General features: G+C 73.5%; 21 protein-coding genes. 15 read left to right on the top strand and 6 right to left on the bottom strand.

Features of this window, described 5'->3' with window-relative positions; translation table 11 throughout:
• Window positions 1–30: 30 nt before the first annotated feature.
• The 4 genes from L7N97_RS01050 to bchF are packed head-to-tail and all read right to left on the bottom strand — an operon-like array spanning window position 31 to window position 7231.
• On the bottom strand, window positions 31–3750 hold the full coding sequence (locus L7N97_RS01050) for a magnesium chelatase subunit H (protein WP_237476535.1): 3720 nt from the start codon (window positions 3748–3750) through the stop codon (window positions 31–33).
• Window positions 3719–5392, bottom strand: a complete 1674-nt coding sequence (gene bchB, locus L7N97_RS01045; protein ID WP_237476534.1) for a ferredoxin:protochlorophyllide reductase (ATP-dependent) subunit B — start codon at window positions 5390–5392, stop codon at window positions 3719–3721. Before bchB ends, L7N97_RS01050 begins: the two co-directional genes overlap by 32 nt.
• A gap of 4 nt (window positions 5393–5396) precedes the next feature.
• Window positions 5397–6677: a ferredoxin:protochlorophyllide reductase (ATP-dependent) subunit N gene (locus L7N97_RS01040; protein WP_237476533.1), complete on the bottom strand. Its 1281-nt coding sequence runs from the start codon at window positions 6675–6677 to the stop codon at window positions 5397–5399.
• Window positions 6677–7231, bottom strand: a complete 555-nt coding sequence (bchF, locus tag L7N97_RS01035; protein WP_237476532.1) for a 2-vinyl bacteriochlorophyllide hydratase — start codon at window positions 7229–7231, stop codon at window positions 6677–6679. Before bchF ends, L7N97_RS01040 begins: the two co-directional genes overlap by 1 nt.
• Window positions 7232–7584: 353 nt before the next feature.
• Here bchF and L7N97_RS30100 point away from each other — a divergent pair, with 353 nt between their 5' ends.
• The 7 genes from L7N97_RS30100 to L7N97_RS01000 all read left to right on the top strand — a co-directional run bounded on the left by L7N97_RS30100 (window position 7585) and on the right by L7N97_RS01000 (window position 16327).
• Window positions 7585–8379: a cobalamin B12-binding domain-containing protein gene (locus tag L7N97_RS30100; protein ID WP_237476531.1), complete on the top strand. Its 795-nt coding sequence runs from the start codon at window positions 7585–7587 to the stop codon at window positions 8377–8379.
• A gap of 166 nt (window positions 8380–8545) precedes the next feature.
• Window positions 8546–9925 (top strand): transcriptional regulator PpsR, encoded by a 1380-nt coding sequence (gene ppsR / locus L7N97_RS01025; protein WP_237476530.1) that lies wholly within the window; start codon window positions 8546–8548, stop codon window positions 9923–9925.
• A gap of 171 nt (window positions 9926–10096) precedes the next feature.
• A complete protein-coding gene (chlG, locus tag L7N97_RS01020) occupies window positions 10097–11008 on the top strand; it encodes a chlorophyll synthase ChlG (RefSeq protein WP_237476529.1) in 912 nt (303 codons plus the stop codon).
• Window positions 11005–12330, top strand: a complete 1326-nt coding sequence (locus L7N97_RS01015) for a BCD family MFS transporter (RefSeq protein ID WP_237476528.1) — start codon at window positions 11005–11007, stop codon at window positions 12328–12330. The genes chlG and L7N97_RS01015 overlap by 4 nt, the downstream gene beginning before the upstream one ends.
• A complete protein-coding gene (locus L7N97_RS01010; protein ID WP_237476527.1) occupies window positions 12327–13529 on the top strand; it encodes a geranylgeranyl diphosphate reductase in 1203 nt (400 codons plus the stop codon). Before L7N97_RS01015 ends, L7N97_RS01010 begins: the two co-directional genes overlap by 4 nt.
• Window positions 13530–13981: 452 nt before the next feature.
• Window positions 13982–14305 (top strand): hypothetical protein, encoded by a 324-nt coding sequence (locus L7N97_RS01005; RefSeq protein ID WP_237476526.1) that lies wholly within the window; start codon window positions 13982–13984, stop codon window positions 14303–14305.
• 198 nt (window positions 14306–14503) lie between these two features.
• Window positions 14504–16327 (top strand): aminopeptidase P family protein, encoded by a 1824-nt coding sequence (locus L7N97_RS01000; protein ID WP_237476525.1) that lies wholly within the window; start codon window positions 14504–14506, stop codon window positions 16325–16327.
• Between the two features lie 249 nt (window positions 16328–16576).
• On the opposite strand, the gene ggt is transcribed toward L7N97_RS01000, so the two are convergent.
• Complete coding sequence (gene ggt / locus L7N97_RS00995) at window positions 16577–18154, bottom strand: gamma-glutamyltransferase (protein ID WP_237476524.1); 1578 nt, start codon at window positions 18152–18154, stop codon at window positions 16577–16579.
• 183 nt (window positions 18155–18337) lie between these two features.
• Between ggt and L7N97_RS00990 the strand changes: the two genes are divergently transcribed.
• From L7N97_RS00990 to L7N97_RS00965, 6 genes are all read left to right on the top strand, one after another.
• Complete coding sequence (locus L7N97_RS00990; RefSeq protein ID WP_237476523.1) at window positions 18338–18829, top strand: YbaK/EbsC family protein; 492 nt, start codon at window positions 18338–18340, stop codon at window positions 18827–18829.
• Entirely contained in the window at window positions 18826–19578 is a 753-nt protein-coding gene (locus L7N97_RS00985; RefSeq protein WP_237476522.1) for an isocitrate lyase/PEP mutase family protein, read from the top strand. Before L7N97_RS00990 ends, L7N97_RS00985 begins: the two co-directional genes overlap by 4 nt.
• 143 nt (window positions 19579–19721) lie before the next feature.
• Entirely contained in the window at window positions 19722–20627 is a 906-nt protein-coding gene (locus L7N97_RS00980) for a beta/alpha barrel domain-containing protein (protein ID WP_237476521.1), read from the top strand.
• Window positions 20624–21703, top strand: coding sequence for an amidohydrolase family protein (locus L7N97_RS00975; RefSeq protein WP_237476520.1), 1080 nt, complete (start codon window positions 20624–20626; stop codon window positions 21701–21703). Before L7N97_RS00980 ends, L7N97_RS00975 begins: the two co-directional genes overlap by 4 nt.
• On the top strand, window positions 21685–22575 hold the full coding sequence (gene pyrF / locus L7N97_RS00970) for an orotidine-5'-phosphate decarboxylase (RefSeq protein ID WP_237476519.1): 891 nt from the start codon (window positions 21685–21687) through the stop codon (window positions 22573–22575). Before L7N97_RS00975 ends, pyrF begins: the two co-directional genes overlap by 19 nt.
• Complete coding sequence (locus L7N97_RS00965) at window positions 22572–23303, top strand: hypothetical protein (protein WP_237476518.1); 732 nt, start codon at window positions 22572–22574, stop codon at window positions 23301–23303. Before pyrF ends, L7N97_RS00965 begins: the two co-directional genes overlap by 4 nt.
• A gap of 15 nt (window positions 23304–23318) precedes the next feature.
• On the opposite strand, the gene L7N97_RS00960 is transcribed toward L7N97_RS00965, so the two are convergent.
• Window positions 23319–23717, bottom strand: a complete 399-nt coding sequence (locus L7N97_RS00960) for an MAPEG family protein (RefSeq protein WP_237476517.1) — start codon at window positions 23715–23717, stop codon at window positions 23319–23321.
• Window positions 23718–23905: 188 nt separating this feature from the next.
• On the opposite strand from L7N97_RS00960, the gene pyrB reads away from it, so the two are divergent.
• Both pyrB and L7N97_RS00950 read left to right on the top strand, forming a co-directional pair.
• Complete coding sequence (pyrB, locus tag L7N97_RS00955) at window positions 23906–24838, top strand: aspartate carbamoyltransferase (RefSeq protein WP_237476516.1); 933 nt, start codon at window positions 23906–23908, stop codon at window positions 24836–24838.
• A 76-nt stretch (window positions 24839–24914) separates the two neighbouring features.
• Window positions 24915–26267, top strand: a complete 1353-nt coding sequence (locus L7N97_RS00950) for an NAD(P)/FAD-dependent oxidoreductase (RefSeq protein WP_237476515.1) — start codon at window positions 24915–24917, stop codon at window positions 26265–26267.
• Window positions 26268–26274: the final 7 nt, after the last annotated feature.

Raw genomic sequence — 26274 nt, 5'->3', positions numbered from 1 at the left:
CGGAGGCCAGCGCCGTCCTGTCGTGAACGGTCATGCGGCGACTCCCTGGGGTTGGCGCGAGGGCGCGATGCCTTCCAGCCGGTCCTCGAGCTCGTCGCCCGCGGCGCGCAGCGCGTCGAGCTCGGCCTCGGTCGGCGTCCAATAGCTGCGCTCCTGCGCCTCGATCAGCCGGTTGGCGACGCGGGCGGAGGCGACGGGGTTGAGCGAGGCCAGGCGCTCGCGCATGGCGTCGTCGAGCACGAAGGTTTCCGCGAGGCGGCGGTACACCCACGGGTCGACCTGGCCGGTGGTGGCCGACCAGCCCATGGTGTTGGTCACTTGGCTCTCGATCTGGCGCACGCCCTCCGAGCCGTGCTCCAGCATGGCCTCGTACCACTTCGGGTTCAGCGACCGCGACCGCGTCTCCAGCGCGACCTGCTCGGCGAGCGAGCGGACCTTGGCGGCCCCGCGCGTCGCGTCGGCGATGTAGACCGGGACGGGCGCGCCGCCCCGCGCCGAGGCGGCCGCGCGCGACACGCCGCCGAGCGAGTCGAAGTAGTGGTCGATCGTGGTGACGCCGAGCTCGACCGATTCGAGGTTCTGATAGGCGAGGTCGACGTCGGCCAGCGCGTGCTGGAGCAGCGCCGCCTGCTGGGTCGACCGGCCCTTGCGGTCGTAGGCGAAGCTCTTGCGCGCCGCGAAGGCGGCCCCGAGCTCGCCCTCGCCGACCCAGGCGCCCGAGTCGACCAGGAGGTTGACGTTGGAGCCGTAGGTGCCGTCGGCGTTGGAGAAGACGCGCAGCGCCGCCGTCTCCATGTCGCAGCCCACCTCGGCCTTGTAGCGGAGTGCGTGCTTGCGGACGAAGTTGCCATCCTCCGGCTCGTCGGCCGTGGCGGCCAGCCAGGCGGCCTCGGCGAGCAGCGTGGTCTGGAGCGGCAGCAGGTCGCGGAAGATGCCGGACAGCGTCATCAGCACGTCGATGCGCGGGCGCTGGAGCTCGCCGAGCGGGCGGAGCGCGGCGCCGCACAGGCGCCCGAAGCTGTCGAAGCGCGGCACGGCGCCGAGCAGCGCCAGCGCCTGGGCGATCGGGCCGCCCTCGCTCTTCAGGTTGTCGGTGCCCCACAGCACCAGCGCCACGGTTTCGGGCACGCGCCGGCTTTCGGCGAGGTAGCGCGCCAGCACCTGCTCGGCCTGACGCCGGCCCTGGTCGACCGCGAAGGCCGAGGGGATGCGGAACGGGTCGAAGCCGTGGAGGTTGCGCCCCGTCGGCAGCACGGCGGGGTTGCGCACGAGGTCGCCGCCCGGCGCGGGCCGGATGAAGCGGCCGCCGAGCGCGCGCATCAGCGCCGGCAGCTCGTGGTCGACCCGCAGCAGCCGGTCGACGCGGGCGAGCTCGCGGATCGGGGCCGGGGCGTCGGCGGCGGGCAGGTCGTCCGCGCGCGCGATGGCTTCGATGGTGGCGCGGTCCGGCGCGTCGCCGCCCGCCATCTCGGCCATCACGGCGAGCGTGTCGGCGCGCTCGGCGGCCGAGGGCGGCTCGCCGACGGCGTGGAGCCCGTGCGGGATCAGCGTCAGCTCCAGCTCCTCGACGGCGCGGCGCAGAGCCTCCACCTCGTCGACCGCAGCGCCGGTCCACGCCGGCGCCTCGGGTGCGAGGTCGAGCGCGGCCGCGGCGGCCTGGATGGCGGGGGCGAGATCGTCGCGCTCCCCCGCCGCCGCGGCGTCGAGGCCGCGCCAGCGCTCGATCATGCTCTTCAGGTCGACGAGCCCGCGGTAGAGCCCGGCCTGGGTGACGGGCGGGGTGAGATAGCTCACCAGCGTCGCCGCCGAGCGCCGCTTGGCGATGGCCCCCTCGGACGGGTTGTTGGAGGCGTAGAGGTAGAGGTTCGGCAGGTCGCCGATCAGCCGCTCGGGCCAACAGGCGTCGGAGAGCCCGACCTGCTTGCCGGGCATGAACTCCAGCGCGCCGTGGGTGCCGAAATGCAGCACGGCATGGGCCGCGAAATCCTCGCGGATGTAGCGGTAGAAGGCCGAGAAGGCGTGGGTGGGGGCGAAGCCGCGCTCGAACAGGAGCCGCATCGGGTCGCCCTCGTAGCCGAAGGCGGGCTGCAGCCCGACGAAGACGTTGCCGAGCTGCGCGCCGAGCACGAAGATGCCGCGCCCGTCCACCTGGGCGCGGCCCGGCGCCGGGCCCCACTGGGCCTCGATCTCGGCGAGGTGGGGCTCGCGGCGGACGTGGTCCTCGGCGGTGATGCGGGCCGCGACGTTCCCTGGCTGGCCGAAGCGGGCGGCGTCGCCCTCCAGCACGCGGACCCGCAGCGCCTCGACGCTGTCCGGCACGTCGACCGCGTAGCCCTCCGCCCGCATGGCGCGCAGCGTGTTGAGCAGCGAGCGCCACACGGACAGGAAGGCCGCCGTGCCGGCCGCGCCGGCGTTGGGCGGGAAGTTGAACAGCACGATCGCGACGCGCCGCTCCGCGACGGTCGAGCGGCGGAGCGCCACCTGCTTGGCCACGCGCCGCGCCAGGGCGGCGCAGCGCTCGGGGTCGGCCCGCATCGGGCTCGCGACGCCGGGCGCGGAGGCCCGGCCGCGGCCGCCGAAGACGGTGGGCGCGGTCGAGCCGTCGATCTCGGGGATGGCCACCATCATGGTGGCCTCGACCGGCGACAGGCCGGTGTCGGAGGCGCGCCAGTCCTCGACGGTCTGGAACTCGACCGCCTGGGCCTGGATGCAAGGCACGTCGATTTCGGCCAGCATCGCCTCGGCCGCGGCGGCGTCGTTGTAGGCCGGGCCGCCGACGAGCGAGAAGCCCGTGAGGCAGACGAGGGCGTCCACCGTCGCCCGGCCGTCGGCCATGAAGAAGGCCCGCACCGCGGCGCGGCTGTCGAGCCCGCTGGCGAAGGCCGGCACGACCGCGAGGCCGTGCGCTTCGAGGGCCGCGATGACGCCGTCGTAGTGGCCGGTGTCGCCGCTGAGCACGTAGGAGCGCATGACGAGAAGGCCGACCCGTCCGCCGGCTCCCGTCGCCGGAAGGGCGTCGAGGCGGGTGGCGATGCGGCCCGGCAGGGCCGGGTGGTAGAGGCCGGTGTCGGGGTACTCGACCGGCGCGGGCGCGCCCAGCCGGCCGGCGAGATGCGCGCGCGGGCCGGCGGCGTAGCGGCCGACGAGCAGCCGCACCATGCCGGCGAAGTTCTCCTCCGAGCCGGCGAGCCAGAACTGCATGGCGAGGAAGTAGGCGCGCACGTCCTGCGCGGTGCCGGGCACGAAGCGCAGGATCTTCGGCAGGCGGCGCAGCATCGCCATCTGCTTGGCGCCCGCGTCCGCGTTTCCCGGCCCGCCGCCCTTGCCGGACTTGCCGCGCAGGCGCTTCAGGAACGACAGCATCCCCGAGCTGTTCGTGCCGTCCATCGAGAACCGGCCGACGCGGGTGAGGCGCACGACCTCCCCGGCCGACATGAAGCACACCATGGCGTCGCAGTGGGGGCGCCGCGCCTGGAGGGCCGGCAGCACGGCCTGGATGTGCGGCTCCAGGAACATCATGTTGACGACCACGACGTCGCCCGCCTCGATGTCGGCGAGGCAACGGTCGAGCGAGGCGGGATCGCGGTCCCAGTCGGTGGCGGCGTGGAAGGCGAGGCTGAGGCCGGGGACCTCGGGCCGGAGGCGGCTCTCCGCGGCGGCGACCGCGCCCGCGACGTTGCCGTTCAGCGACAGGATGACGACGCGGACGGGGACCATCTCAGCGGCCTCCGAAATGCGCTTTGGCGTCATACAGCGTCTCCAGCGTGATCTCGGCGAGGCCGCCGAGTTCGGCGAAGGCTTCGGTGTTGCGGCGCGCCTTGCCGCGCACGAAGAAGGGGATCTTCTTCAGCTCGCGCTCGGCGTCGGGGGTCCAGAGGATCTGAGCGGGTTCGCCCTTCTCCCCAACGGGGAGAAGGTGGCCCGACGAAGTCGGGACGAATGAGGGGTTTGAAGCACGCGCGGCGCTTTCCCCCTCATCCTTCCGCTGCGCGGACACCCGGGTCCCATCCCGGCTCGCCGGGATGGGTGCCCGATTCCCCCCAGTGGGGAGGAGGACGGACCCGGCCGCGTGCGAGGCGCCCAGGTGCGAGGCCCCCGCGCCGTCGTGGAACTCGCGGTCCTCGCGGAACATGCCGAGGAGGTGCTCCTCCAGCCCCATCATCAGCGGGTGGACCCAGGTGTCCCAGAGCACGTTGGCGCCCTCGAACCCCATCTGCGGCGAGTGGCGGGCCGGGAAGTCCTGCACGTGGACGGGCGACGAGATCACCGCACAGGCGACGCGCAGGCGCTTCGCCACGTGGCGCTCCATCTGGGTGCCGAGCACCAGCTCCGGCGCCGCCGCCACGATCGCGGCCTCGACCTCAAGCGAGTCGTCGGTGATCAGCGCGTCGAGGCCGAACTCGGCCGCGGCGGCGCGCACCTCGCGGGCCTGCTCGCGCGAATAGGTGCCGAGGCCCACGACCGCGAAGCCGAACTCGTCGCGCGCCACGCGGGCCGCCGCCACCGCGTGGGTGGCGTCGCCGAACACGAAGACGCGCTTGCCGGTGAGGTAGTTGGAGTCGACCGAGCGCGAGTACCACGGCAGCCGCGACCCCGCGGCGAGGGCCGGCGCGGGGTCGACCCCGGCGAGGGCCGCGACCTCGGCGATGAATCGCTCCGTGGCCTTGACGCCGATCGGCACGGTCTCGACTATCGGCTGACCGAAGGTCTTCTTCAGCCAGCGCGCCGCCGTGCCGGCGATCTCGGGGTAGAGCACGACGTTGAAGTCGGCATCGCCGAGCCGCGCCACGTCGGCCGGCGAGGCGCCGAGCGGCGCCACCACGTTCACCGCGACACCCATGCTCTTGAGGAGACGGCGCACCTCCACCACGTCGTCGCGGTGGCGGAAGCCGAGCGCCGTGGGGCCGAGGACGTTGCAGCTCGGGCGGGCGTCGGCGCGCGGCGCGCCGCTCTTCCCCGCCAGCGCGCGGACGAGCGCGTAGAAGGTTTCCGCCGCGCCCCAGTTCTCCTTGCGCTGGTAGGAGTGGAGCTCCAGCGGGATGACCGGCACCGGCAGGTCGAGCGCGCGGGCGAGGCCGCCGGGGTCGTCCTGGATCAGCTCGGCCGTGCAGGACGAGCCGACCAGCAGGGCCTGCGGCGAGAACCGCGCGTAGGCGTCGGCGAGCGTCGTCTGGAACAGCTCGGCCGTGTCGCCGCCGAGGTCGCGGGCCTGGAACGTCGTGTAGGTGACCGGCGGGCGCGCGTCCCGCCGCTCGATCATGGTGAAGAGCAGGTCGGCGTAGGTGTCGCCCTGCGGGGCGTGCAGCACGAAGTGGACGCCCGACATGGCGGTCGCGACCCGCATCGCGCCGACGTGGGGCGGGCCTTCGTAGGTCCAGACGGAGAGCTGCATGGCGCTACACCCTCAGCGCCGCGCGCCGGCGCAGCGGCCGGGCGAAGAGTTCGGCGAGGTCGCCGGCCTGCTCGAAGCCCTGGATGGGCGTGAACAGCAGCTCGATCGACCACTTGGTAGCGAAGCCCTCCGCTTCGAGCGGGTTGGCGAGGCCGAGGCCGCAGACGACGAGGTCCGGCGCGGCATCGCGGCAGCGGTCGAGCTGCCGGTCGACGTCCTGGCCCTCGCTGAGGGGCGTGCCGGCCGGCAGCAGGGCGAGGTCGGCGGCGAGGTGCTGGCGGTGGAGGAAGGGCGTGCCGACCTCGACGGGCCGCATGCCGAGCTCGCGCGACAGGGTGCGGGCGAGCGGGACTTCGAGCTGCGAATCGGGGAAGAAGAAGATCGAGCGACCTTCGAGCCGCTCGCGATGGGGTGCCAGCGCCCGCGCGGCCCGCTCGCGCGGCGCGGCCGTGACGGCGTCGACGACGTCCTGCGGGACGCCGAACCGCGCCGCCGCGGCGGACAGCCACAGCGTCGTGCCCTCGGCGCCGAGCGGCATGGGGGCGTGGAGGCGGGTTGCGCCGCGCTCCTCCAGCCGGCGCGCCGTCTCGGCGAGGAAGGGCTGGGCCAGCAGCATCGCGGTGTTGGGCCTGACGGCCGGCAGCGCGCCGGCCCGGCGCGGCGGCAGGAAGTCGACGCGATCGATGCCCATGGCCGCGAACAGCCGGCGGAACTGGTCCTCGACCACGTCGGCCAGCGTGCCGACGACGAGCAGGCTCGGTGCGGCGTCCATCCCGGCCGCCGGCATCTCGGGAACCAGGGAGGCGAGGCATGCGTCCTCGCCCTCGGTGAAGGTGGTCTCGATGCCGGAGCCGGAATAGTTCAGCACGCGCAGGTCGGGCCCGAAGGCGCGGTTCAGCCGCAGCGCGGCGCGCGACAGGTCGAGCTTGATGACCTCGGACGGGCAGGAGCCGACGAGGAACAGGAGCTTGATGTCGGGCCGGCGCTCCAGGAGCCGCGCGACCACGCGGTCGAGTTCCTCGTTGGCGTCGGCGAGGCCGGCGAGGTCGCGCTCCTCCAGGATCGCGGTGGCGAAGCGCGGCTCGGCGAAGATCATCACCCCGGCGGCCGACTGCATCAGGTGCGCGCATGTGCGCGAGCCGACGACGAGGAAGAAGGCGTCCTGGATCTTGCGGTGCAGCCACACGATGCCGGTGAGGCCGCAGAAGACCTCGCGCTGCCCGCGCTCGCGCAGCACCGGCGCGTCGACGCAGCCGAGCGCGGCCGGGGGGACGGGCGCGTTCATCAGGCGAGGCCCCCGGCGGGCGCGATGCGGGCCGCGGCTTCCACCGGAGTTTCGGGCGGGAGCGATCCGGCCTGGGCGACGTGCGGCCGCGGGGACTCGCGCCGCGCCGCGCGCAGCTTCAGCAGGAACTGCGCGGCGTTGACCGCGTAGGCGGCGTAGCCCAGGAGCGCGACCGTGAACTGGGCGGCGGGGCTGCCGAGGTGGAGCAGCAACATCGCGACCGAAGCGGTGTGGAGTGCGATCACCACCATGCTGACCGCGTCCTCCCAGAAGAAGGCCGGGGCGAACAGGTAGCGGCCGAACACCGCCTTCTCCCAGATCGAGCCGGTGACCATGATGGCGTAGAGCGCCGCGGTCTTGGCGATGACGGAGGCGGTCGCGGCCCACAGCCCCTGGCCCGTGGCGAGGTATCGGCCCACCAGGGCGAGGCTCACCAGCAGCACGCCGAACTGAAGCGGGGCCAGAACGCCCTGCACCAGCGTCCACGGCGTGGCATCCCGGCGGCGGCGCTCGTCCGCGGTGTAGAGGGGCTTCGCCGTGCCGCCGCGCCGCATCCCGCTCCCCTCCCACTCCGCCCGGCTTCGCTGGCCGGAGATTGAGCGTGGGCTCAGCACCTGTCAAGCTGGCTTGACACTTCGGCGGCCGCGGCGCGCGGGCATCCGCTTGACATGAGAGGCCGGCATCGGATCTCTTCGCAGGACGCCGAAGCCCAAAAGTTCCGGCAGATCTCCACGTCGCGGCAGTTTATTCCTCGCTGGTTTCTCCCTTCAGGCTCGATGCCGCGGCCGAGGCCGTGGCGGTCAACCCCGTCCCGAACGAAGGTCCGCTCATGGAGCAGCAGGGCTACAGGAGGCGTCTCGTCTCCCAGGATCGTCCGTTCGCGGGTCGGGAGCACGAGCTGCCCGCCGTGGATCACGCCGACTGGCGGCGCGACCTGCGCCGGACCATCCTGAGCCGGGTGGTGCCGCGCCTGTCCGAGAGCGTCCGGGATGTCGGCGGTGCCGCGACGGCGGACGATGTGGCGCCGCCGCAGGTAGCCGCCTTCTCCGACATGGTGCTGGCCGTGGCCGTGCCGGGCCTCCTCGCGCACGTCGACGCCCTGCGGGCCGGGGGCCTGACGGTCGATGCCGTGGTGCTGAACCTCCTGTCGCCCGCGGCGCGCCGGCTCGGCGACCTGTGGCTCGACGACAAGCTGAGCTTTCTCGACGTCACGGCCGGCCTCGGCCGCCTGCAGGGCGTGATGCGGGCGCTCGGCCCCGACTTCGGCGCCCGCGCGCCCGACAGGTCGGGGGCCAGGCGGATTCTGCTGGCCCCCGTGCCGGGCGAGCAGCACGTCTTCGGCCTGTCCGTGGTGGCCGCCTTCTTCCGCCGCGCCGGCTGGAGCGTCACCTTCGAGCCGCGCATCGCCTTCGACGACCTCCTCACCCTGGTCCGGTGCGAGCGCTTCACCGCGGTCGGCCTGTCGGTCGCCGGCGACAGGTTCCTGGCCGCGCTGCCCGCCCAGGTCGAGGCGCTGCGCCGCGCCTCGCTCGCGCGGGACGTGGCGCTGCTGGCCGGCGGCCCGGCCTTCCTGCTCGATCCCGACCTGCACCGGCGCACGGGCTTCGACGCCGTCGCGCGCGACGCCGCCGATGCCGTGCAGAAGGCGGAGGCGCTTTCGGGGCAGACTGACGCGGATGGGGCAGCGGTCCGGCCGGTTTGACCAAAACGAGGGCTTCGCATTCGCGGCGAGGCCACTTATCTTAATTCGAGGCTCAAGCAGCCCATCGGAGCGGGTGTCGCCTGACCTCCGCGTGAAGGCGAAACTCTTGATCGGCACCTCCGCCCCTCGACATGCGAGCGACGGGTTCCAATCGTCCGACGCCCTGTTGGACGAGCTCGGGACCGAAACTTTCTCGCAGCTCGTCACCGCGAGCAGCGACGTCGCGCTCGTGCTGGACGCGGGCGGGGTGGTGCGCGACGTGTCGGTGGGAGACCCCGACCTCGGAGCCCGCATCGGCCGGAGCTGGGTGGGCCGGCCGCTGATCGACACCGTGACGGTCGAGAGCCGGGGCAAGGCGTCGGCGCTCCTGGCTACCGCGGCCGGCGACGGCCTCGCGTGGCACGAGATCAACCACGGCTTCGAAGGAGGCGATGACCTGCCCGTGCGCTACGTGGCCGTGCGCCTGCCCAAGGACGGCCAGCTCGTCGTGCTCGGGCGCGACCTGCGCGGGCTCGCCCGGCTGCAGCAGCAGCTCGTCGACATCAACCTCACGGTCGAGCGCGACTACGCGCTCTACCGCAGCGCCGAAACCCAGTTCCGGCTGATGTTCCAGACCTCCACCGAGGCCATGCTGATCGCCGACGCCGGGAGCCGCCGGATCGCGGAGGTCAACCCGGCCGGCGAGGACATGCTCCACCGCGTGGCGCGCCGCATCGTGGGCTCGACCCTGGACGAGCTGTTCCACGACGAGAACGCCAACGCCGTGGCGGACTGCGCCGCGGCGGCGCGCGCCCTGGGCCAGTCGTCCTGCGCGAACCTCCGGCTGCGGCTGACCTCGGCCGAGGTGTCGATGGCGGCTTGGCTGCTGCGCGGCGGCGGCCCCTCGCAGCTTCTGCTGCGCCTCTCCCCCGGCGGGGCGGCCCAGGACGGCACCTCCGCGCTCGGCGACGCCTGGGGGGCGCTCAGCCACCTGCCGGAAGCCATGGTGACCGCCACCGGCGACCTCGACATCATCGAGGCAAACGAGGCCTTCCTCGACCTCGTCGACGTCGCCACCGCCAACCAGATCCGCTCCGAGTCGCTGGCGCGCTTCGTCGGGCGCCACGGCGTCGACATGAACGTGCTGACGTCGCGGCTTCAGGACCACGGCGCCATCCGCCGCTACGCGACGGTGCTGCGCGGCCAGTACGGGGCCGTGCGCGACGTCGAGCTCACCGCGGCCGTCTCGGACCGCGACGAGAAGCGCGTCTACGCCTTTCTGTTCCGGCCCGTGGTGGCGGAACGCCCCGTGCTGGGCGACGCACGCCGGCCGCTGCGGCCCGTGAGCGAGATGACGGACCTCGTCGGCCGGGTGCCGCTGCGCGACATCGTGCGCGAGGCCACCGACATCATCGAGGAGCTGTGCATCGAGGCCGCCCTCGCCGTGACGCAGGACAACCGCGCTTCCGCGGCCGAGATGCTGGGGCTGAGCCGCCAGAGCCTGTATTCCAAGCTCCGCCGCTACGGCCTCGGGGACCTGCCGTCGGACACCACGAACGGCACGTGAGGCGTGACCGGCTGCGCCGGGCCCCCTCGCTCGCGATCCGCTTCGCACTGCACCAACACGCTATCGTGATCCGGCGCCGAGGCCTCATCCGGATTGTCGGGGCTCCGACCGGCGCACCCCGGAGTGTCAAGGCAAGTTGACAACATTCCGGGGCTGCACCAGCATGCCGCCATGCGAGACCACTCCGTCCTGGCCCCCGCCGCCGTCGACCGTCCGACCCCGGCGGCAGTGCTGGAACTGCTGAAGCCGATCACTTGGTTTCCGCCGATGTGGGCCTTCGGCTGCGGCCTCGTCTCGGGCGGCCTCACCCTGCCGTCGCAGATCGGGCTGATGTTGGGCGGCGTGGTGCTGGCGGGCCCGCTGCTCTGCGGCGCCAGCCAGGCCGTCAACGACTGGTTCGACCGGCACGTCGACGCCGTCAACGAGCCGAACCGCCCCATCCCCTCGGGCCGCGTGCCCGGCCACTGGGGTCTCGCCATCGCGGTGGTCGCCTCGGCGCTGTCGCTGGCGGTCGCCGCCGCCTTCGGCCGCTGGGTGCTCGTGCCGGCGGCCCTCGGCACGGCCCTGTCCTGGGCCTACAGCGCCCCGCCGCTGCGGCTCAAGGCCAATGGGTGGCTCGGCAACGCCGCCGTGGCTCTGTCCTACGAGGGGCTGGCCTGGTTGGCGGGCGCCGCCGTCGTGGCCGGCACGGCCCCGGACGGCCGGGTGCTCGCGCTGGCGCTGCTCTACAGCCTCGGCGCCCACGGCATCATGACGCTGAACGACTTCAAGTCCGTCGAGGGCGACCGCCGCATGGGTGTGCGGTCGCTGCCCGTGCAGCTCGGCGTCCGGAACGCCGCGCGCGTCGCCTGCGCCGCCATGGCGCTGCCGCAGGTCGCGGTCGCGCTGCTGTTGCTCGAATGGGGCCGCGCGCCCTACGCCCTGGCGATCGCGGCCCTCACCGCCGCGCAGCTCGCCCTGATGCCGCGCTTCCTGCGTGACCCGCGCGGCGAGGCTCCCCGCTACAACGCGTCCGGCACCGGCTTGTCCGTGCTCGGCATGCTGGTCGCCGCCTTCGCGGTGCGCGGCCTGGTGATCGGATGAGCGCCGCCCGCCACCTCGGCTGGTTCGGCGTCGCCCGGCTCGGGCTGGTGCAGGCCTCGCTCGGCGCGGTCGTGGTGATGACCACCACGACGCTGAACCGCGTCATGGTGGTCGAGCTCGCCCTGCCGGCCGTGGTGCCCGGCGCGCTCGTGGCCGCGCACTACGCCGTGCAGGCGCTGCGGCCCCGCTGGGGGCACGGCTCCGACGGCACCGGCCGCCGCACGCCCTGGATCCTCGGCGGCATGGCGGCGCTGTCGGCCGGCGGTGCGGGGGCCGCGGCCGGCGTGGCGCTGATCCCGGCCGCGCCCGCGCTCGGTCTCCTCGCCGCGGCGCTGGGCTATCTTCTGGTCGGGCTCGGCGTCGGCAGCGCCGGCACCGCGCTGCTGACCCTGGCGGCCACGCGGGTCGCGCCGGAGCGCCGCGCCGCTGCGGCCGCGGTGATCTGGATCATGATGATCGCCGGCTTCGCGGTCACGGCCGGCACGGCCGGCGCCTTCCTCGAACCCTTCTCGATGGTGCGCCTCGTGCGGGTCGTGGGGACCGTCTGCGCGCTCGTGCTGCCGCTGAGCGCCCTGGCGCTGCTCGGCCTCGAAGGCCGGGGCGTCCCGATGCCGCGCGGGCCCGCGCCGGCGCGCGTCGCCTTCCGGCCCGCGCTGCGGCAGGTCTGGGCCGAGGCGCCCGTGCGGCGCTTCACGCTCTTCGTCTTCGCGTCCATGCTGGCCTACGGCTCGCAGGACCTCGTGCTCGACCCCTTCGCGGGCCGGGTGCTCGGCCTGACGCCGGGCGAAACCACGAAGCTGTCCGGCCTCCAGCACGGGGGCGCCCTCGCCGGCATGCTGGCCGTGGCGGCGCTCGGCGCGCTCTGGGGCCGGCGTCGCCCCGGGTTCCTGCGCGGCTGCGCGGTGGCGGGCTGCGCGATCTCGGCCGCCGTTCTGTGCGGGCTCGCGGCGGCCGGCGCGATCCCCGGCTTCCCGTTGCGCCCCGCCCTGGGACTGCTCGGCTTCGGCAACGGCACCTTCGCGGTGGCGGCCGTGGGGTCCATGATGACCCTCGCGGGCCGCGGCGCGCCCGATCGCGCCGGCCTGCGCATGGGCGTGTGGGGCGCCGCGCAGGCGCTGGCCTTCGGCGCGGGTGCCGTGCTCGGGCCCGGCCTCGTCGAGGGCGGCACGGCGCTGACAGGCGCGCCGGCGCCCGCCTACGCGGCCGTGTTCCTCGTCCAGGCCCTCCTGTTCCTCCTGTCCGCGCGCCTCGTCGCGTCGGCGGCGCCGGCCGGCGCCGGCGCTGACGCGGGCGAAGCGGCGCTCGTCCCGGTGTCGGCATGACAGCACAGAGCGAGATCTTCGACTGCGTGGTGGTGGGCGGCGGCCCTTCGGGCGCCACCGCGGCCGACGACCTCGCGCGGGCCGGCCGCACTGTCGCGCTGCTTGACCGCGCGGGCCGCATCAAGCCCTGCGGGGGCGCCATCCCGCCCCGCTGCATCGCCGATTTCGCGATCCCGCCCGACCTCCTGGTCGCGCGCATCCGCTCGGCCCGCATGGTGTCGCCCAAGCGCCGCGACGTCGACATGCCGATCGACGGCGGCTTCGTCGGCATGGTCGACCGCGAGCACTTTGACGAGTGGCTGCGCGAGCGCGCCGCGCGCTCCGGCGCCAGCCGCCTCGCCGGCACCTTCGAGGACCTCGCCCGCGACCCCGACGGGACCGCCGTGATCCGCTACCGGCCGAAGGGCGCACCCTCCGGCACGGTCGCGGAAGTCCGCGCCCGCTCGGTCATCGGCGCCGACGGGGCCCGCTCGGCCCTGGCCAAGGCGGAGGTGAAGGGCGGCGACAGCGTCAAATGCGTCTTCGCCTACCACGAGATCGTGCGCTCGCCGGCGCCCGCGGCGGACGACAGCTTCGACCCCGCGCGCTGCGACGTGCACTATCGCGGCGTGGTGTCGCCGGACTTCTACGGCTGGATCTTCCCGCACGGCGACACGACCAGCGTCGGCACCGGCAGCGCCCGCAAGGGCTTCGCGTTGCGCGACGCCGTGGGGCGCCTGCGCGCCGACGTGGGCCTCGGCGGGGCCGAGACGCTGCGGCGCGAGGGCGCCCCCATCCCGATGAAGCCGCTCAAGCGCTGGGACAACGGGCGCGACCTCGTGCTGGCGGGGGACGCCGCGGGCGTGGTGGCGCCGGCCTCGGGCGAGGGCATCTACTACGCCATGCTGGGCGGCCGCCTCGCCGCCGACGCCGTGGCCGAGTTCCTGGAGACCGGCCGCTCCAAGGCCCTGGCGGGCGCCCGCCGCAGGTTCATGAAGGAGCACGGCCAGGTCTTCTTCATCCTCGGCCTCATGCAGGCCGTCTGGTACCGCAGCGACGGCATGCGCGAGCGCTTCGTCAAGCTGTGCCGCGACCCGGACGTGCAGCGCCTGACCTGGGACAGCTACATGAACAAGCGCATCAAGCGCTCCGACCCGATGGCCCACCTGCGCGTGTTCTTCAAGGACATGGCCCACCTGCTCAGGCTCGCGACGCCCTGAGTCGGATCCGGGACCGTCGGACGAGGCTGTCGGGGGCGAGGGACCGTCCACGCCTCGTTCTCCCTCGCTGGGCCCGGGCCTGAAGCTCGATACCGGCCTCCGGCGTGCGGCATCGCTAGTCCGACCCGGACGCGCCGCGCGCTGGCCGCCGGCGCCCGGACCGACCCATGGCCGGCACCTCCTGGGCACGGTCCGGCGCGCCCGTCGGTGATCGTCGAGGCCGCCTTTCGCCTGCGTCGATCCGTCCAAGGTCTCGTCCGGCGAAGCTCAAGACGACAGGCCGGATCTATCGTCGCTGCGATGCAGAACGATCGCCGACACCAACATGGATCAATGTATAGCGCGCGCTGTCGTTTGATTTCAGGGGAACCCGTTCAGTCCCGCGATTGTCTTGACTGCAGCATGGCGCCGATCGGGTGCTGTTGCATTTGCCTGACATCGAGGGAACGATCATGAGCAAGGCATCGATCTTCACGGCCGTCGCGGCGGCCTGTTTCTTCACCGCGGGCGCCGCCATGGCGCAGAGCGCCGGCGGCGGAGCCGGGGGCGCGGGTGGCGGCAGCGGGGGCATGGGCACCGCCACGGGCACCGGCCAGGGCGGCGCGATGACCGGCAGCGGCACCGGCTCTGGCGCGATGATGCAGCAGAACGGCGGAGCCGCCGGCACCGGCACGGGCAACAGCGGCTCCGGCATGAGCGGTGGCAACGCCGGCTCGGGCATGAACGGCGGCGCCGGCATGAACGGCACCGGAACGGGCACCGGCACCGGCAAGTAGCGCGCGGGCTGGCGGGCGACCGGCGCGAGACGGACGCGCCTGTCGCCGCCGGCGCCCGACCTCGTCGCCCCGGCGGGGCGTCGCCCGTCGCCGGCGATCCGCTGTCGCGTGGAGCGCGGCGGGCCTGTAGGATGTCCTCCGACGGGCCGCGAGGCCCGGCCGAGGGCGCCGACCAGGGCCCGCCGCGAGACCCACCCCATGTTCGAAGCCCGGTTCCAGTCCTTCGACGAGAGCGCCGACCCGAGCCAGGGCCCGGCGCGGCTCGCCGCCCTGCGGGCCGAGCTGAAGCGCCGCGGCCTCGACGGCTTCGTGGTGCCGCGCGCCGACGAACACCAGAACGAATACGTGCCGCCCGCCGCCGAGCGCCTCGCCTGGCTCACCGGCTTCACCGGCTCGGCCGGCATCGCCGCCGTGCTGATGGACGAGGCCGCGGTCTTCGTCGACGGGCGCTACACCGTGCAGGTGCGCGGGCAGGTCGACACGGGCGCCTTCGCGCCCGAGCCCTGGCTCGACCACCCGCCCGAGGCCTGGCTCGGCGAGCGGCTGCAAGTGGGGCAGTCGATCGGCTTCGATCCGTGGCTCCACACGCCGGCGCAGGTCGAGCGCCTGAGGCGCGCCGTGGAGGGCGCCGGCGCGACCCTCGTGCCGGTGGACGGCAACCCGGTCGACGCCGTCTGGCCAGACCGTCCCGCCATGCCGCGGGGCGCCGTGACGCTCCACCCGGAGCACCTCGCGGGCCGGGACCGCGCCGCCAAGGTCGCGGCCGTGGCGGGCGAGCTCGGCGAGGGCGAGACGCTGCTGGTCAGCGATCCACACGCAGTCGCCTGGCTGTTCAACATGCGCGGCGCCGACGTGAACCACACGCCGCTGCCGATGAGCTACGCGCTGGTGCCGAAGGCGGGGCGGCCGATCCTCTGGCTCGACGGCGCCAAGCTGTCCAACAGCGTGCGCGACGCGCTGGAGGAGGTCGCAGAAGTCGCGGACCCGACCGGCCTCGTCGCCGCCCTGGAACTGCTCGGGCGGGAAGGGCGGAGCCTGCGTTTCGACGCCGCCACCGTGCCGCACCGCCTCGTCGAGGCGCTGAAGGCGGCGGGGGGGCGGGCGGAGGTCGGCGCCGACCCGATCGCGCTGATGAAGGCGACGAAGAGCGAGGCCGAGCGCCAGGGCTCGCGCGACGCGCACCGCCGCGACGCCGCCGCCTTCGCGCGCTTCCTGCACTGGTTCGAGCGGGAGGCGCCGAAGGGCGGCCTCACCGAGATCTCCTGCGCCGAGGCGCTGGAAAGCTTCCGCCGCGACACCGGCGCGCTGAAGGACGTGTCCTTCCCCTCCATCGCGGGCTTCGGCCCGCACGCCGCCATCCCGCACTACCGGGTCACGCGGTCGTCGAACCTCGCCGTCGGGCCCGGCGTGTTCCTGATCGACAGCGGCGGGCAGTACGAGGACGGCACCACCGACATCACCCGCACGCTCTGCGTGGGCGAGCCCGAGCCCGCCTTCGTGGACGGCTTCACCCGCGTGCTCAAGGGTCACATCGCCATCGCGCGGGCGGTCTTCCCGCCCGGCACCACGGGCGCGCAGCTCGACCCCTTCGCCCGCGCCGCGCTCTGGCGCGCGGGCCTCGACTTCGACCACGGCACCGGGCACGGCGTGGGCTCGTACCTGTCGGTCCACGAGGGGCCGCAGCGCATCGCCAAGACGGGCACGACCCCGCTGGCCGAGGGCATGATCCTGTCGAACGAGCCGGGGCTCTACCGCGCGGGCCAGTGGGGCATCCGCATCGAGAACCTCATCCTGGTCGAGCGCCGCCCGATCCCCGGCGGCGAGCGCCCCATGCTGGGCTTCGAAACCCTGACCTTCGCGCCGATCCAGCGGAACCTGATCGCGCTCGACCTGCTCGACCGCGACGAGGAGGCCTGGATCGACGACTATCACGCGCGGGTGCGGGACGTGGTGGGACCGGCGGTCGACCCCGAGGTCCATGCCTGGCTCGACGCGGCGACGCGGCCGTTGCGGGAAGGGTGAGCCGCGGCGCCCGTGTCCCCTTCTCCCCTCGCGGGAGAAGGTGGCCCGGCGGAGCCGGGTCGGATGAGGGGGCGCAGCGCCGCGCTCGACGATGATTTCTCTGAGCGGATGGCGCCGCGCCAGACCCCCTCATCCGTCAGGCTTCGCCTGACACCTTCTCCCGCCAGGGGAGAAGGCGCCAACCTTGACGTTTCGGGATGTGTGCAATCGTAGTGTTGGAGTGGGAGGACCCGCTCGGGTCCGGCTGCCTCAATACCCCAGCGCGATCCCGTCCTTGCGGTGGTCCGAGCCACCGAACAGCGCGCCGCGGGCCTCGTCGATCATCACGGATTGGCAGCCGCCGATCGGCGTCGTCTGCACCGCGATGACGTGGCCGCGGGCGCGCAGGTTCTCGACGACCTCGGGGCGCAGCGTCGGCTCCACCTGCAGCACGCCCTCGGTCGCGAAGGTGCGCGGCGTGTCGCTGGCGTCCTGCGGGTCGAGGCCGCGGCCGTAGACGTTGCTGAGGAAGTCGACGTGGCCGGTCGCCTGGTACTGGCCGCCCATCACGCCGAAGGGCATCACCGCGCGGCCGTTTCGGCACACCAGGCCGGGGATGATCGTGTGCAGCGGCCGCTTGCCCGGCGCGATCGAGTTGGCGTGGCCGGGCGAGAAGCGGAACGACAGGCCGCGGTTGTGCAGCAGCACCCCGCTCGCCGGCACGTAGATGCCGCTGCCGAAGCTGTTGAAGATCGAGTTGATGAAGGACACGCAGTTGCGGTCGCGGTCCACCACGGACAGGCACACCGTGTCGCGGTGCGGCACCTCGTCGGAGAAGACCGGCGCCGCCGCGCGCTCGCGGTCGATGCGCGGGGCCATGCTGTCGACCCAGGCGTCGGACAGCAGCGCCTCGACCGGCACCGCCACTTGGCGCGGGTCGGCGAGGTAGGTGTCGCGGGCGAGGTAGGCCGCCTTGGTGATCTCGGCGAGGAGGTGGATGCGGTCCGCCTCGGCCTGGGACGCGAGGTCGAGCCGCTCCGCCAGGCGCAGCATCATCAGCGCGATCAGCCCCTGGCCGTTCGGGGGGCACTCGAAGACGTCGTGGCCGCGGAAGCTGGTCGAGATCGGCTCGACGAACTCCGCACGCTGCGCGTCGAAGTCCTCCGCCGCGTGAAGCCCGCCGAGGCTCCTGAGCTTGGCGACGATCCCCTCCGCGACCGCGCCCTCGTAGAAGCCGGCGCGGCCCTCCCGCGCGATGCCGCGCAGCGTCTCGGCCAGCGCCGGCATGCGGAACAGGTCGCCCTCGACCGGCACGCGCCCGCCCGCGAGATAGTGGTCGCGGGCGTCGGGGTCGGCTTCGAGCCGGGCCGTGTTGTTGGCCCAGTCGAAGGCGACGCGCGGCGTCACCCGGAAACCCTCGTCCGCGATGGCGATGGCGGGGCGCAGCAGCTCCTCCAGCGGCTTCGTGCCGTGGTCGGCGTTGAGCCTGACCCAGGCGTCGACGCAGCCCGGCACCGTCACGGCGTGGGGCGAAGTCGGCGCGGGTGCGGTCAGGCCGCGCTCGGCGAAAAACTCGGCCGTCGCGGCGGCCGGCGCGCGGCCCGAGCCGTTCAGCGCCACGGGCAGGCCGCCGCGCGGCGCGTAGAGCGCGAAGCAGTCGCCGCCGAGCCCCGTCATGGCGGGCTCGACCACGCACTGGACCGCCACGGCCGCGATGGCGGCGTCCATGGCGTTGCCGCCGGCCTTGAGGGTCTCGACCGCCGTGAGGGTCGCGAGCGGGTGCGAGGTCGCCGCCATGCCGTTGGAGCCGACGGCGAGGGAGCGGTCGATCGGGTTGAAGGCGCGCATCGGCGAGGGCTTTCCGGGGCGGACAGGGACCGCCGAGGACTGTAGCCGCGGCGGCCGGCCTGTCCAGGCGAGATTGCATGCACATCGGTGCGGGCTCGACGGTGGGCGACGGCGCTCGGCCGCTGTATCCTGCGCTCGCCGGTGGATCGCGCCCGCGGGTCGCCGCCGAATCAGGAGCCGTCCATGAGCCTCGACTCCGTGCGGGCCTTCTTCGCCGCGGCGGCGCCGGACATCCCCGTGCTGGTCACGGAGGCCAGCAGCGCCACGGTGGACCTCGCCGCGGCCGCGCACGGCGTCGAGCCCGCCCGCATCGCGAAGACACTGTCGCTGCGGACCGGCGAGGGCGTCGTCCTGCTCGTCGCGCGCGGCGACGCCCGCCTCGACAACCGCAAGGCCAAGGCCGCCTTCGGCGGCAAGGTCAGCATGGTGCCGGCCGACGAGGTCGAGGCCGTCACGGGCCATCCGGTCGGCGGCGTCTGCCCCTTCGGCCTGGCCAACCCGCTGCCGGTCTTCTGCGACGCGTCGCTGCGTGCCTTCGACGAGGTGGTGCCGGCCGCGGGCGCCGCCAACGCGGCCGTCCGCATCGCGCCGCAGCGCATGGCCGAACTCGTCGGCGCGCGCTGGGTCGACGTGTGCCGCCCGCCCTCCGACGCCTCCGGGGAGACCGTTCCATGACCAGCCTCGCCGACCGCCGCGCGGCCTTCCGCGCCCTTCACCGCGGAGGCTGCTTCGTCCTCCCCAACCCGTGGGACGGCCGCAGCGCGGCCGCGATGGCGAAGGCGGGCTTCCCGGCCCTCGCGTCCACCAGCGCCGGCGCCGCCTGGGCGCTCGGCGTCGAGGACGGTGCGATGAGCGTGGACCAGGTGCTGGCCCACCTCCGCTTCCTGTGCGGCGTCATCGAACTCCCCGTGAACGCGGATTTCGAGGCGGGCTTCGCCGACACGCCGGAGGGCGTCGGCGCCAACGTGGCCCGCTGCGTCGAGACGGGCGTCGCCGGCCTGTCGATCGAGGACCGCGACGGGCAGACCCTCTTCCCGCTGGAGGCCGCCGTGGCGCGGCTCCGGGCCGCCCGCGCCGTCATCGACGCGTCCGGCACCGGCGTTGTGCTGGTCGGCCGCTGCGAGGCCTACCTGATGGCCTCGCTCGACATGGGCGAGGTCCTGCGCCGCCTCCGGGCCTACGCCGAGGCCGGCGCCGACTGCCTCTACGCGCCGGGGCTCCGCACCCTCGACGCGGTGGCCGAGGTGGTCCGCTCCGTCGACAGACTCGTCAACGCCAACCTGACCGCGACGGGCCTGTCGGTCGCCGACATGGCGGGCGTCGGCGTGCGGCGCGTCAGCGTCGGGGCCGCGCTGGCGCAGGCCACCTACGGCGCGCTCGACGGCTACGTGGCGCGGCTCGCCTCGGACGGCCGCCTGCCCTGAGGTCGCGGAACCGCGGGCGACAGGCCGCTTCACGCTGTCGTGAGACGGGTGTGCCGTCGAGGGACGGGACGAGGCTTGGGGTTCATCTCGCGGGCCCGACCTGTTATCTCGGGCGCCGACCCGTCCGCCGCGCCGAGGCCGCGATGATCAGACTGTCCAACGGCCACGTGCTCGACCACGTCGTGTCGAGCGGCTCGCTCGCCTTCGACGGCGGCGGCTGGCCGTGGCAGCGCGCCATGGTTCGCTCCGGCCTGATCCGCCCCGACCTGTTCACCGTCGTGCTCAAGACGCTGACCCGCCAGCCGCGCGAGGGCAACCTCAAGCTCTACAAGCCCTGGACCTGCGTGCGCCTCGTGCCCGGCGGCTCGGTCAACAAGGTGGGCCTCACCAATCCCGGCTTCGACTGGTGGCTCCAGACCGTCGGGACGAGGCTCGACTACGAGCGCGTGAAGACGGCCGTGTCGATCTTCGGCGACGACGACGAGCTCCGCGAGATGGCCGACCGGCTGAACCGCTTCCCGCTGGCGGCGCTGGAGGTCAACCCGTCCTGCCCCAACACCGGCCACGCGCTCGGCAACGCCGGGCAGGTGGTGGCGGGCGTCGAGGCCGTGAAGCGCGTGTCGCGCCACCCCGTCATCGTCAAGGTGTCGACCAGCCAGGACTACGTCGCCATCGCGCGCGGCCTTAAGGGCCTCGCCGAGGCGGTGGCGCTGAACTCCGTCCCCTGGGAACAGGTGTACCCGGACGGGCGCAGCCCCCTGTGGCGGCTGGAGGAGCGCGTCGGCGGGGGCGGGGGCGGCGTGTCCGGCCGGCCCGCGCAGGCGCTGAACTGGCGCGCCGTGCGCGAGATCGCCGACGACGGCGCGCTGCCCGTCATCGCGCCCTCCGTGATGGGCTACGACGACCTCGCCCGCGTGCGCGCGCTCGGCGCCCGCGCGGTCGGCTACGGCGCCATCCACTTCCGCGCACCCTGGCTGCCCACCCGCATCGTCAAGCGCGACCTCGCCGAGCGCGCGGCCGCCCCCAGCACCGAAAGACAGGCCGCTTGAGCACAGAACCCCGCACGATCCGGCTCCGCGCGCCCGACAACTGGCACGCCCACTTCCGCGACGGCCCGATGCTCGACTTTCTCGTGCCGGTGTTCCTCGACAGCGGCTGGCGCCGCCGCATCGTGGCCATGCCCAACATCACGCCTCCCGTGCTGACCGGCGAGCGGGCGGTCTGGTACCGCGACGCGCTGCTCGCCCGCGCGCGCGCGCATGACCCGGCGACGACCTTCGAGCCGGTGATGACGATCCAGATCACGGAATCCACCACGGGCGACACCGTGAGCGAGGCCCGCGCGCTCGGCGTCGGCCTCGGCAAGGTCTACCCCTTCATGGTGACCACGCATTCCGGCAACGGCGTGCAGGACTACGACCGGATCTATCCGGCGCTGGAGGCCGCCGAAGAGGTGGGGCTCGTCGTCCAGTTCCACGGCGAGCACCCGAGCGACGACATCGAGGGGCTCAACAAGGAGGCGGGCTTCACGGCCATCCTCGACCGCATTCGCGCGCGCTTCCCGAAGCTGAGGCTGACGATGGAGCACATCACAAGCCGCGCCGCGGTGGACTGGGTGAAGGCGCAGGACGAGAACGTCGGCGCCTCCATCACGGTGCACCACCTGTTCACCACGGTCGACGACGTGCTCGGCTATTCGAAGGCCAGCGGCGGGCTGATGCGCGTCCACTGCGGCTGCAAGCCCCAGCCGAAGTGGCGCGACGACCGCGCGGCGCTGAACGAGATCGCCCTGTCCGGGCACCCGCGCTTCTTCTACGGCGGCGACGACGCCGCCCATCTGCGACGGCGCAAGGAGAATGAAGGCTCGGCCTGCGGCGTGTGGAACACCATGGCGGCGCTGCCGCTGCTGGTCGACCTGTTCGACCGCGAGAACAAGCTCGACCGGCTCGACCCGTTCCTGTCGGAGTTCGGGGCGCGCTTCTACGGCTACGACGTCAGCGCCGAGAGCCTGACCCTGGTCGAGGAGCCCTGGCGCGTCCCGGCCGAGGTCGAGGCGCCCGGCATGGGCGACACGGTGGTGCCGATGTGCGCCGGCGAGACGCTGAAGTGGCGGGTGCAGGCGTGACGCCCGCGGACCACGCGGCGCGGCGGACCTTCCGCGCGCTGCTCGAGGCGCGCTGGGACGCCGGGCTCTTCGTCTCGGTCGGGCTCGACCCCGACTGGGAGCGGCTGCCCGAGCACCTGCGCGCCGCGGCCGGCCCCGCACCGGACGACGCCGCGAAGGCCGCCGCGGTGGGGCGGTTCTGCGCGGCGATCGTCGACGCCACGGCCGACCTCGCCTGCGCGTTCAAGCCCAACGCGGCCTTCTTCGAGCGCTTCGGCGCGCCGGGCGTGGCGGCGCTGGGCTCGCTCATGCGCCACGTCCGGGCCGCCGCGCCCGCCGTGCCGGTGATCTACGACGCCAAGCGCGGCGACATCGGCTCGACCAACGCCGGCTACGTCGAGGACAGCTTCGACCGGCTCGGCGCCGACGCCATCACGGTCCACCCCTACCTCGGCGCGGAATCGCTCGCCCCGTTCTTGGCGCGGGCCGACCGCGGCACGATCGTCCTGGTGCGCACCTCGAACCCCGGCGGCGGCGAGTTCCAGGATCTCCGGGTCGGCGGCGAGCCGCTCTACCGCGCCGTGGCGCGGCGCGTCGCCGAGAACTGGAACGGGAACGACAACTGCGCCGTCGTCGTCGGCGCCACCTACCCGGCCGAACTCGCGGCCGTGCGGGCGGTCGTCGGCGACATGCCGATCCTGATCCCCGGCGTCGGCGCCCAGGGCGGCGACGTGCGCCTCACCGTCGTGGCGGGCCGCGACGCGCGGGGGCGCGGCATGGTCATCAACTCGTCGCGCGGGATCATCTACGCGTCCGGCGGCGAAGACTTCGCCGCGGCGGCCCGCGCCGAGACGCTCCGCCTCACCCGCGAGATCCAGAGCCACAACCGATGACCGACGCCGACCCGCTCGATCTCCTGCGCGACGCCGGCGCCTTCTACGAGGCGCCGCGCGACCCGGACGGCCGCCGCGCCGGGCCGCTCGTCGGCTACGCCGGCAAGGACGCGGCCGGCCGGCAGTACGTCGGCGACGTCTACGTCAACTTCGCCCGCGCCGAGCGTCGGCCGGCGCTGCTGCAGGTTTTCGCGCGCCGTCTGCTCGCCCTCGCGGCCGAACGGGGCGTCGACGTCGCGAACGCCTCGGGCTTCATCGGCGCGCCCGAGGGCGGCAAGGCCTTCGCCTACCAGCTCGCGCTGGAGGCGGGCCGCGGCTACATCTACCCCGAGAAGAAGGTCACGGCGGCGGCCTCTGCCACGGCGCGGGAAAGCTCCGAGCTGGCCTTCTCGCGCCACGAGCCGGAGGCGGGCGAGCGCTGGTTCATCGTCGAGGACGTGTGCAACAACTTCTCGACCACGGCCAAGCTCGTCGCGCAGATCGAGGGCTACGGGGCGACGGTCGCGGGCATCCTGTGCTTCCTCAACCGGTCCGAGACGGTGGGCGAGGTCTACGAGCCGCGGCCCGGCCGGAGCCTCCCCGTCGTGGCCGTGGTGCGCAAGCCCTTCGGGCAGTTCGCGCAGGACGACCCCGCGGTGGCGGGAGACGTCGCGGCGCTGAACGTCGTGTGGAGCCCGAAGAAGGACTGGCCGCGGCTGGCCACCGCCATGGCGGCGGCCCGGGCCTGAGGGCTGTGCCTCCGCTCAGGCGTGCGCGACGATCAGCGCCACCGCGCCCACGGCGATCGACAGCAGCGTCAGCAGCATGCCGCCGCCCCGGCAGGCGAACATCGGCACGGTGTTGGGCCGGGCGAAGAGGCCCACGGGGTGCAGCAGGCGGCCGATCAGCAGCGCCCACAGCAGCGCCAGCACCAGGCCGTGGCTGCCGCCGCCACCCTCGTAGAGGCCGATGACGATCAGGGCGAGCGGCACGTATTCGCCGAAGTTGCCGTGCGCGCGCACGCGCTTCTGCAGCTCCGGGTCGCCGCCGTCGCCCTCCAGCGTGTGCTTGGTGGTGCGCCCCGCCATGACCCAGCCGGCCAGGACCACGTAGACCAGCGCCAGAACGGCGGCGAAGATGGATGTCGTGACGGGAAACAGCACGCGATTCGTCTTTCGTTTCAGAGGCTCAGCCGCGGGGGCTGCGGCTCCGCTCCAATGCGCGAGCGCGCCGGAAGGTGCACCGCCGCCGGCGTCGGTTGACGCCCCGCAAACCCTTTCCATCCGGCGATGGTGTCCTTTTCCGCGCCAGCGTGGCACAGGGGCGGGCAGTGCCGCCGCGGGACCACGCCATGTCGCTCAAGGGACGATCCATCCTCGACGCCGGGATCTTCACGCCCGACGTCTTCGCCGAACTGGCGGAGCGCACGACGAGGCTCCTCGATGCCCGGCCCGAGCCGATCTTCCGCGACGAGGCCGTGGTGATGCTGTTCTATCAGCCCTCCACCCGCACCCGCATGTCCTTCCAGCTCGCCGCCGTCCGCCTCGGCGCCCAGGTGATCTACACGGAGGACGCCGGCAAGTTCTCCTCCGCGGCTAAGGGCGAGATCCTGGAGGACACCACGCGCATCGTCGGCGGCTACCGGCCGAAGGCGCTGGTGCTGCGCCACCAGGACGAGGACGCCCCCTACGTGGTGGCCCGCAACTTCGAGCGGCTCGGGCTCGACGTGCCCCTGTTCAACGCCGGTTCCGGCGCGGGCCAGCACCCGACGCAGGCGGTGCTCGACCTCTATACCATCCAGCGCGAGCTCGGCCGGACCTCGGACGTGGAGATCGCCTTCGTGGGCGACTGCCGCTACTCGCGCACCGTGCGCTCGCTCGTGACGCTGCTGGCCCAGTGTCCGGGCGCGCGGGTCCACTTCGTGTCGGTGCCGGAGCTCCGCGTCGGCTCCGACGTGCGCGACGCGCTCGACCGCGCGGGCGTGCCCTATTCCGAGACCGACGACTGGTCCGACCTCGTGTCCCGCGTCGACGTGCTCTACATGACGCGTCCCCAGAAGGAATGGTTCACCGACGAGGCGATGTTCCAGACCGTGAAGGACCGCTTCGTGCTCGACCGCGCCATCGCCGAGCGCATGCGGCCCGAGGCGCGCATCCTCCATCCGCTGCCGCGCAACGAGGAGATCGCGCTCGACGTCGACCCGCTGCCGCAGGCGGCCTATTTCCGGCAGGCCGACTACGGGCCGCCGCTGCGCACCGCGCTGTTTCAGATGGTGTGCGGCTGACCGCACCGGAAACGAAACGCGGCGCCGCCCGTTCCATTGTCAAAAGCTACACACCACCCGCGAGGGAACCGCCAGGATGCCGCCCAGCCCCGACGCCAAGGTCGCGACCGACCCCAAGAACCTGCCCCGCGTCGTGGTGATCGGCGCCGGCTTCGGCGGCCTGTCGGTCGCCCGCGGCCTGAACCTCGCGCCGGCCTTCGTCACCGTGATCGACAAGACCAACCACAACCTGTTCCAGCCGCTGCTGTACCAAGTGGCGACGGCGGCGCTCGCGCCGTCCGACATCGCCGTGCCGGTGCGCGGCCTGTTCACCGACATGCCGCGCGTCGGCACGCTGATGGGCGAGGTCGAGGGCGTCGACACCGAGAACAAGCTGGTGCGCGTCAAGGGCGTTCCCGAGATCCCCTACGACTACCTCGTGCTGGCGACGGGCTCGGTCTATTCCTGGTTCGGCCACGACGAATGGGCAGAGCACGCCCACGTGCTGAAGACGCTCGACCAGGCGCTGGCGCTGCGCTCGTCGCTGCTGGCCGCCTTCGAATGGGCCGAGAGCCGCACCGATCCGAACGAGATCCGCAAGCTCCTGACCTTCGTCGTGGTGGGCGGCGGGCCGACCGGCGTCGAGATGGCGGGCGCCATCGCCGAACTCGCCCATTCCACTCTCGCGCGCGACTTCCGCCGCATCCAGCCCACCTGGGCCCGCATCGTCCTCTGCGAGGGCGGCCCCGGCCTGCTGGCGGGCTTCCCGCAGCACCTGTCGGACTACGCGCGCCGGCACCTCGAGGACCTCGGCGTCGAGGTCAAGACCGGCTGTCAGGTCGACACGGTCGATCGCGACGGCGTGATCGCGGGCGGCGAGCGCATCCTGTCGGCCAACGTGCTCTGGGCTGCCGGCACGGCCGCCACGCCCGTCGCCGACTGGGTCGGCGGCCAGAAGGGCCGCGGCAACGCCGTGATGATCGACGAGCATTGCGCCGTGATCGGCCAGAAGGACGTCTACGCGGTCGGCGACTGCACCTACATGGAGCACGACGGCCGGCGCCTGCCGGGCGTCGCCCCCGTGGCCAAGCAGCAGGGCGAGCACGTCGCCAAGGTGCTGATGCGCCGCCTGATCGGCGAGCCGCTGCCGCCGCCCTTCAAATATGACGACCAGGGCCAACTGGCCATGGTCGGGCGTTCCGCCGCCATCGCCGACCTCGGCAAGGTGAAGATGACCGGGGTGATCGGCTGGCTCCTGTGGAGCGTCGTCCACCTGTTCTTCCTGATCGGCGCGCGCAACCGGCTCACCGTCTACCTGAACTGGGTCTGGGCCTGGATCACCTACGGCCGGGGGGCCCGCCTCATCACCTCCATCCGTCCGGAAACCCGGCAGGAGTTCGGCTACCTCGACGGCATCGCCGACCACCGGGCCATGCTGAAGGTGGACTGACGCTCCG

It is taken from the genome of Lichenibacterium dinghuense, assembly GCF_021730615.1.
In the GTDB taxonomy this organism is placed as follows: domain Bacteria; phylum Pseudomonadota; class Alphaproteobacteria; order Rhizobiales; family Beijerinckiaceae; genus Lichenihabitans; species Lichenihabitans dinghuensis.
The sequence above is the reverse complement of the archived record's forward strand: the minus strand, read 5'-3'. Positions and strand labels throughout refer to the sequence as shown.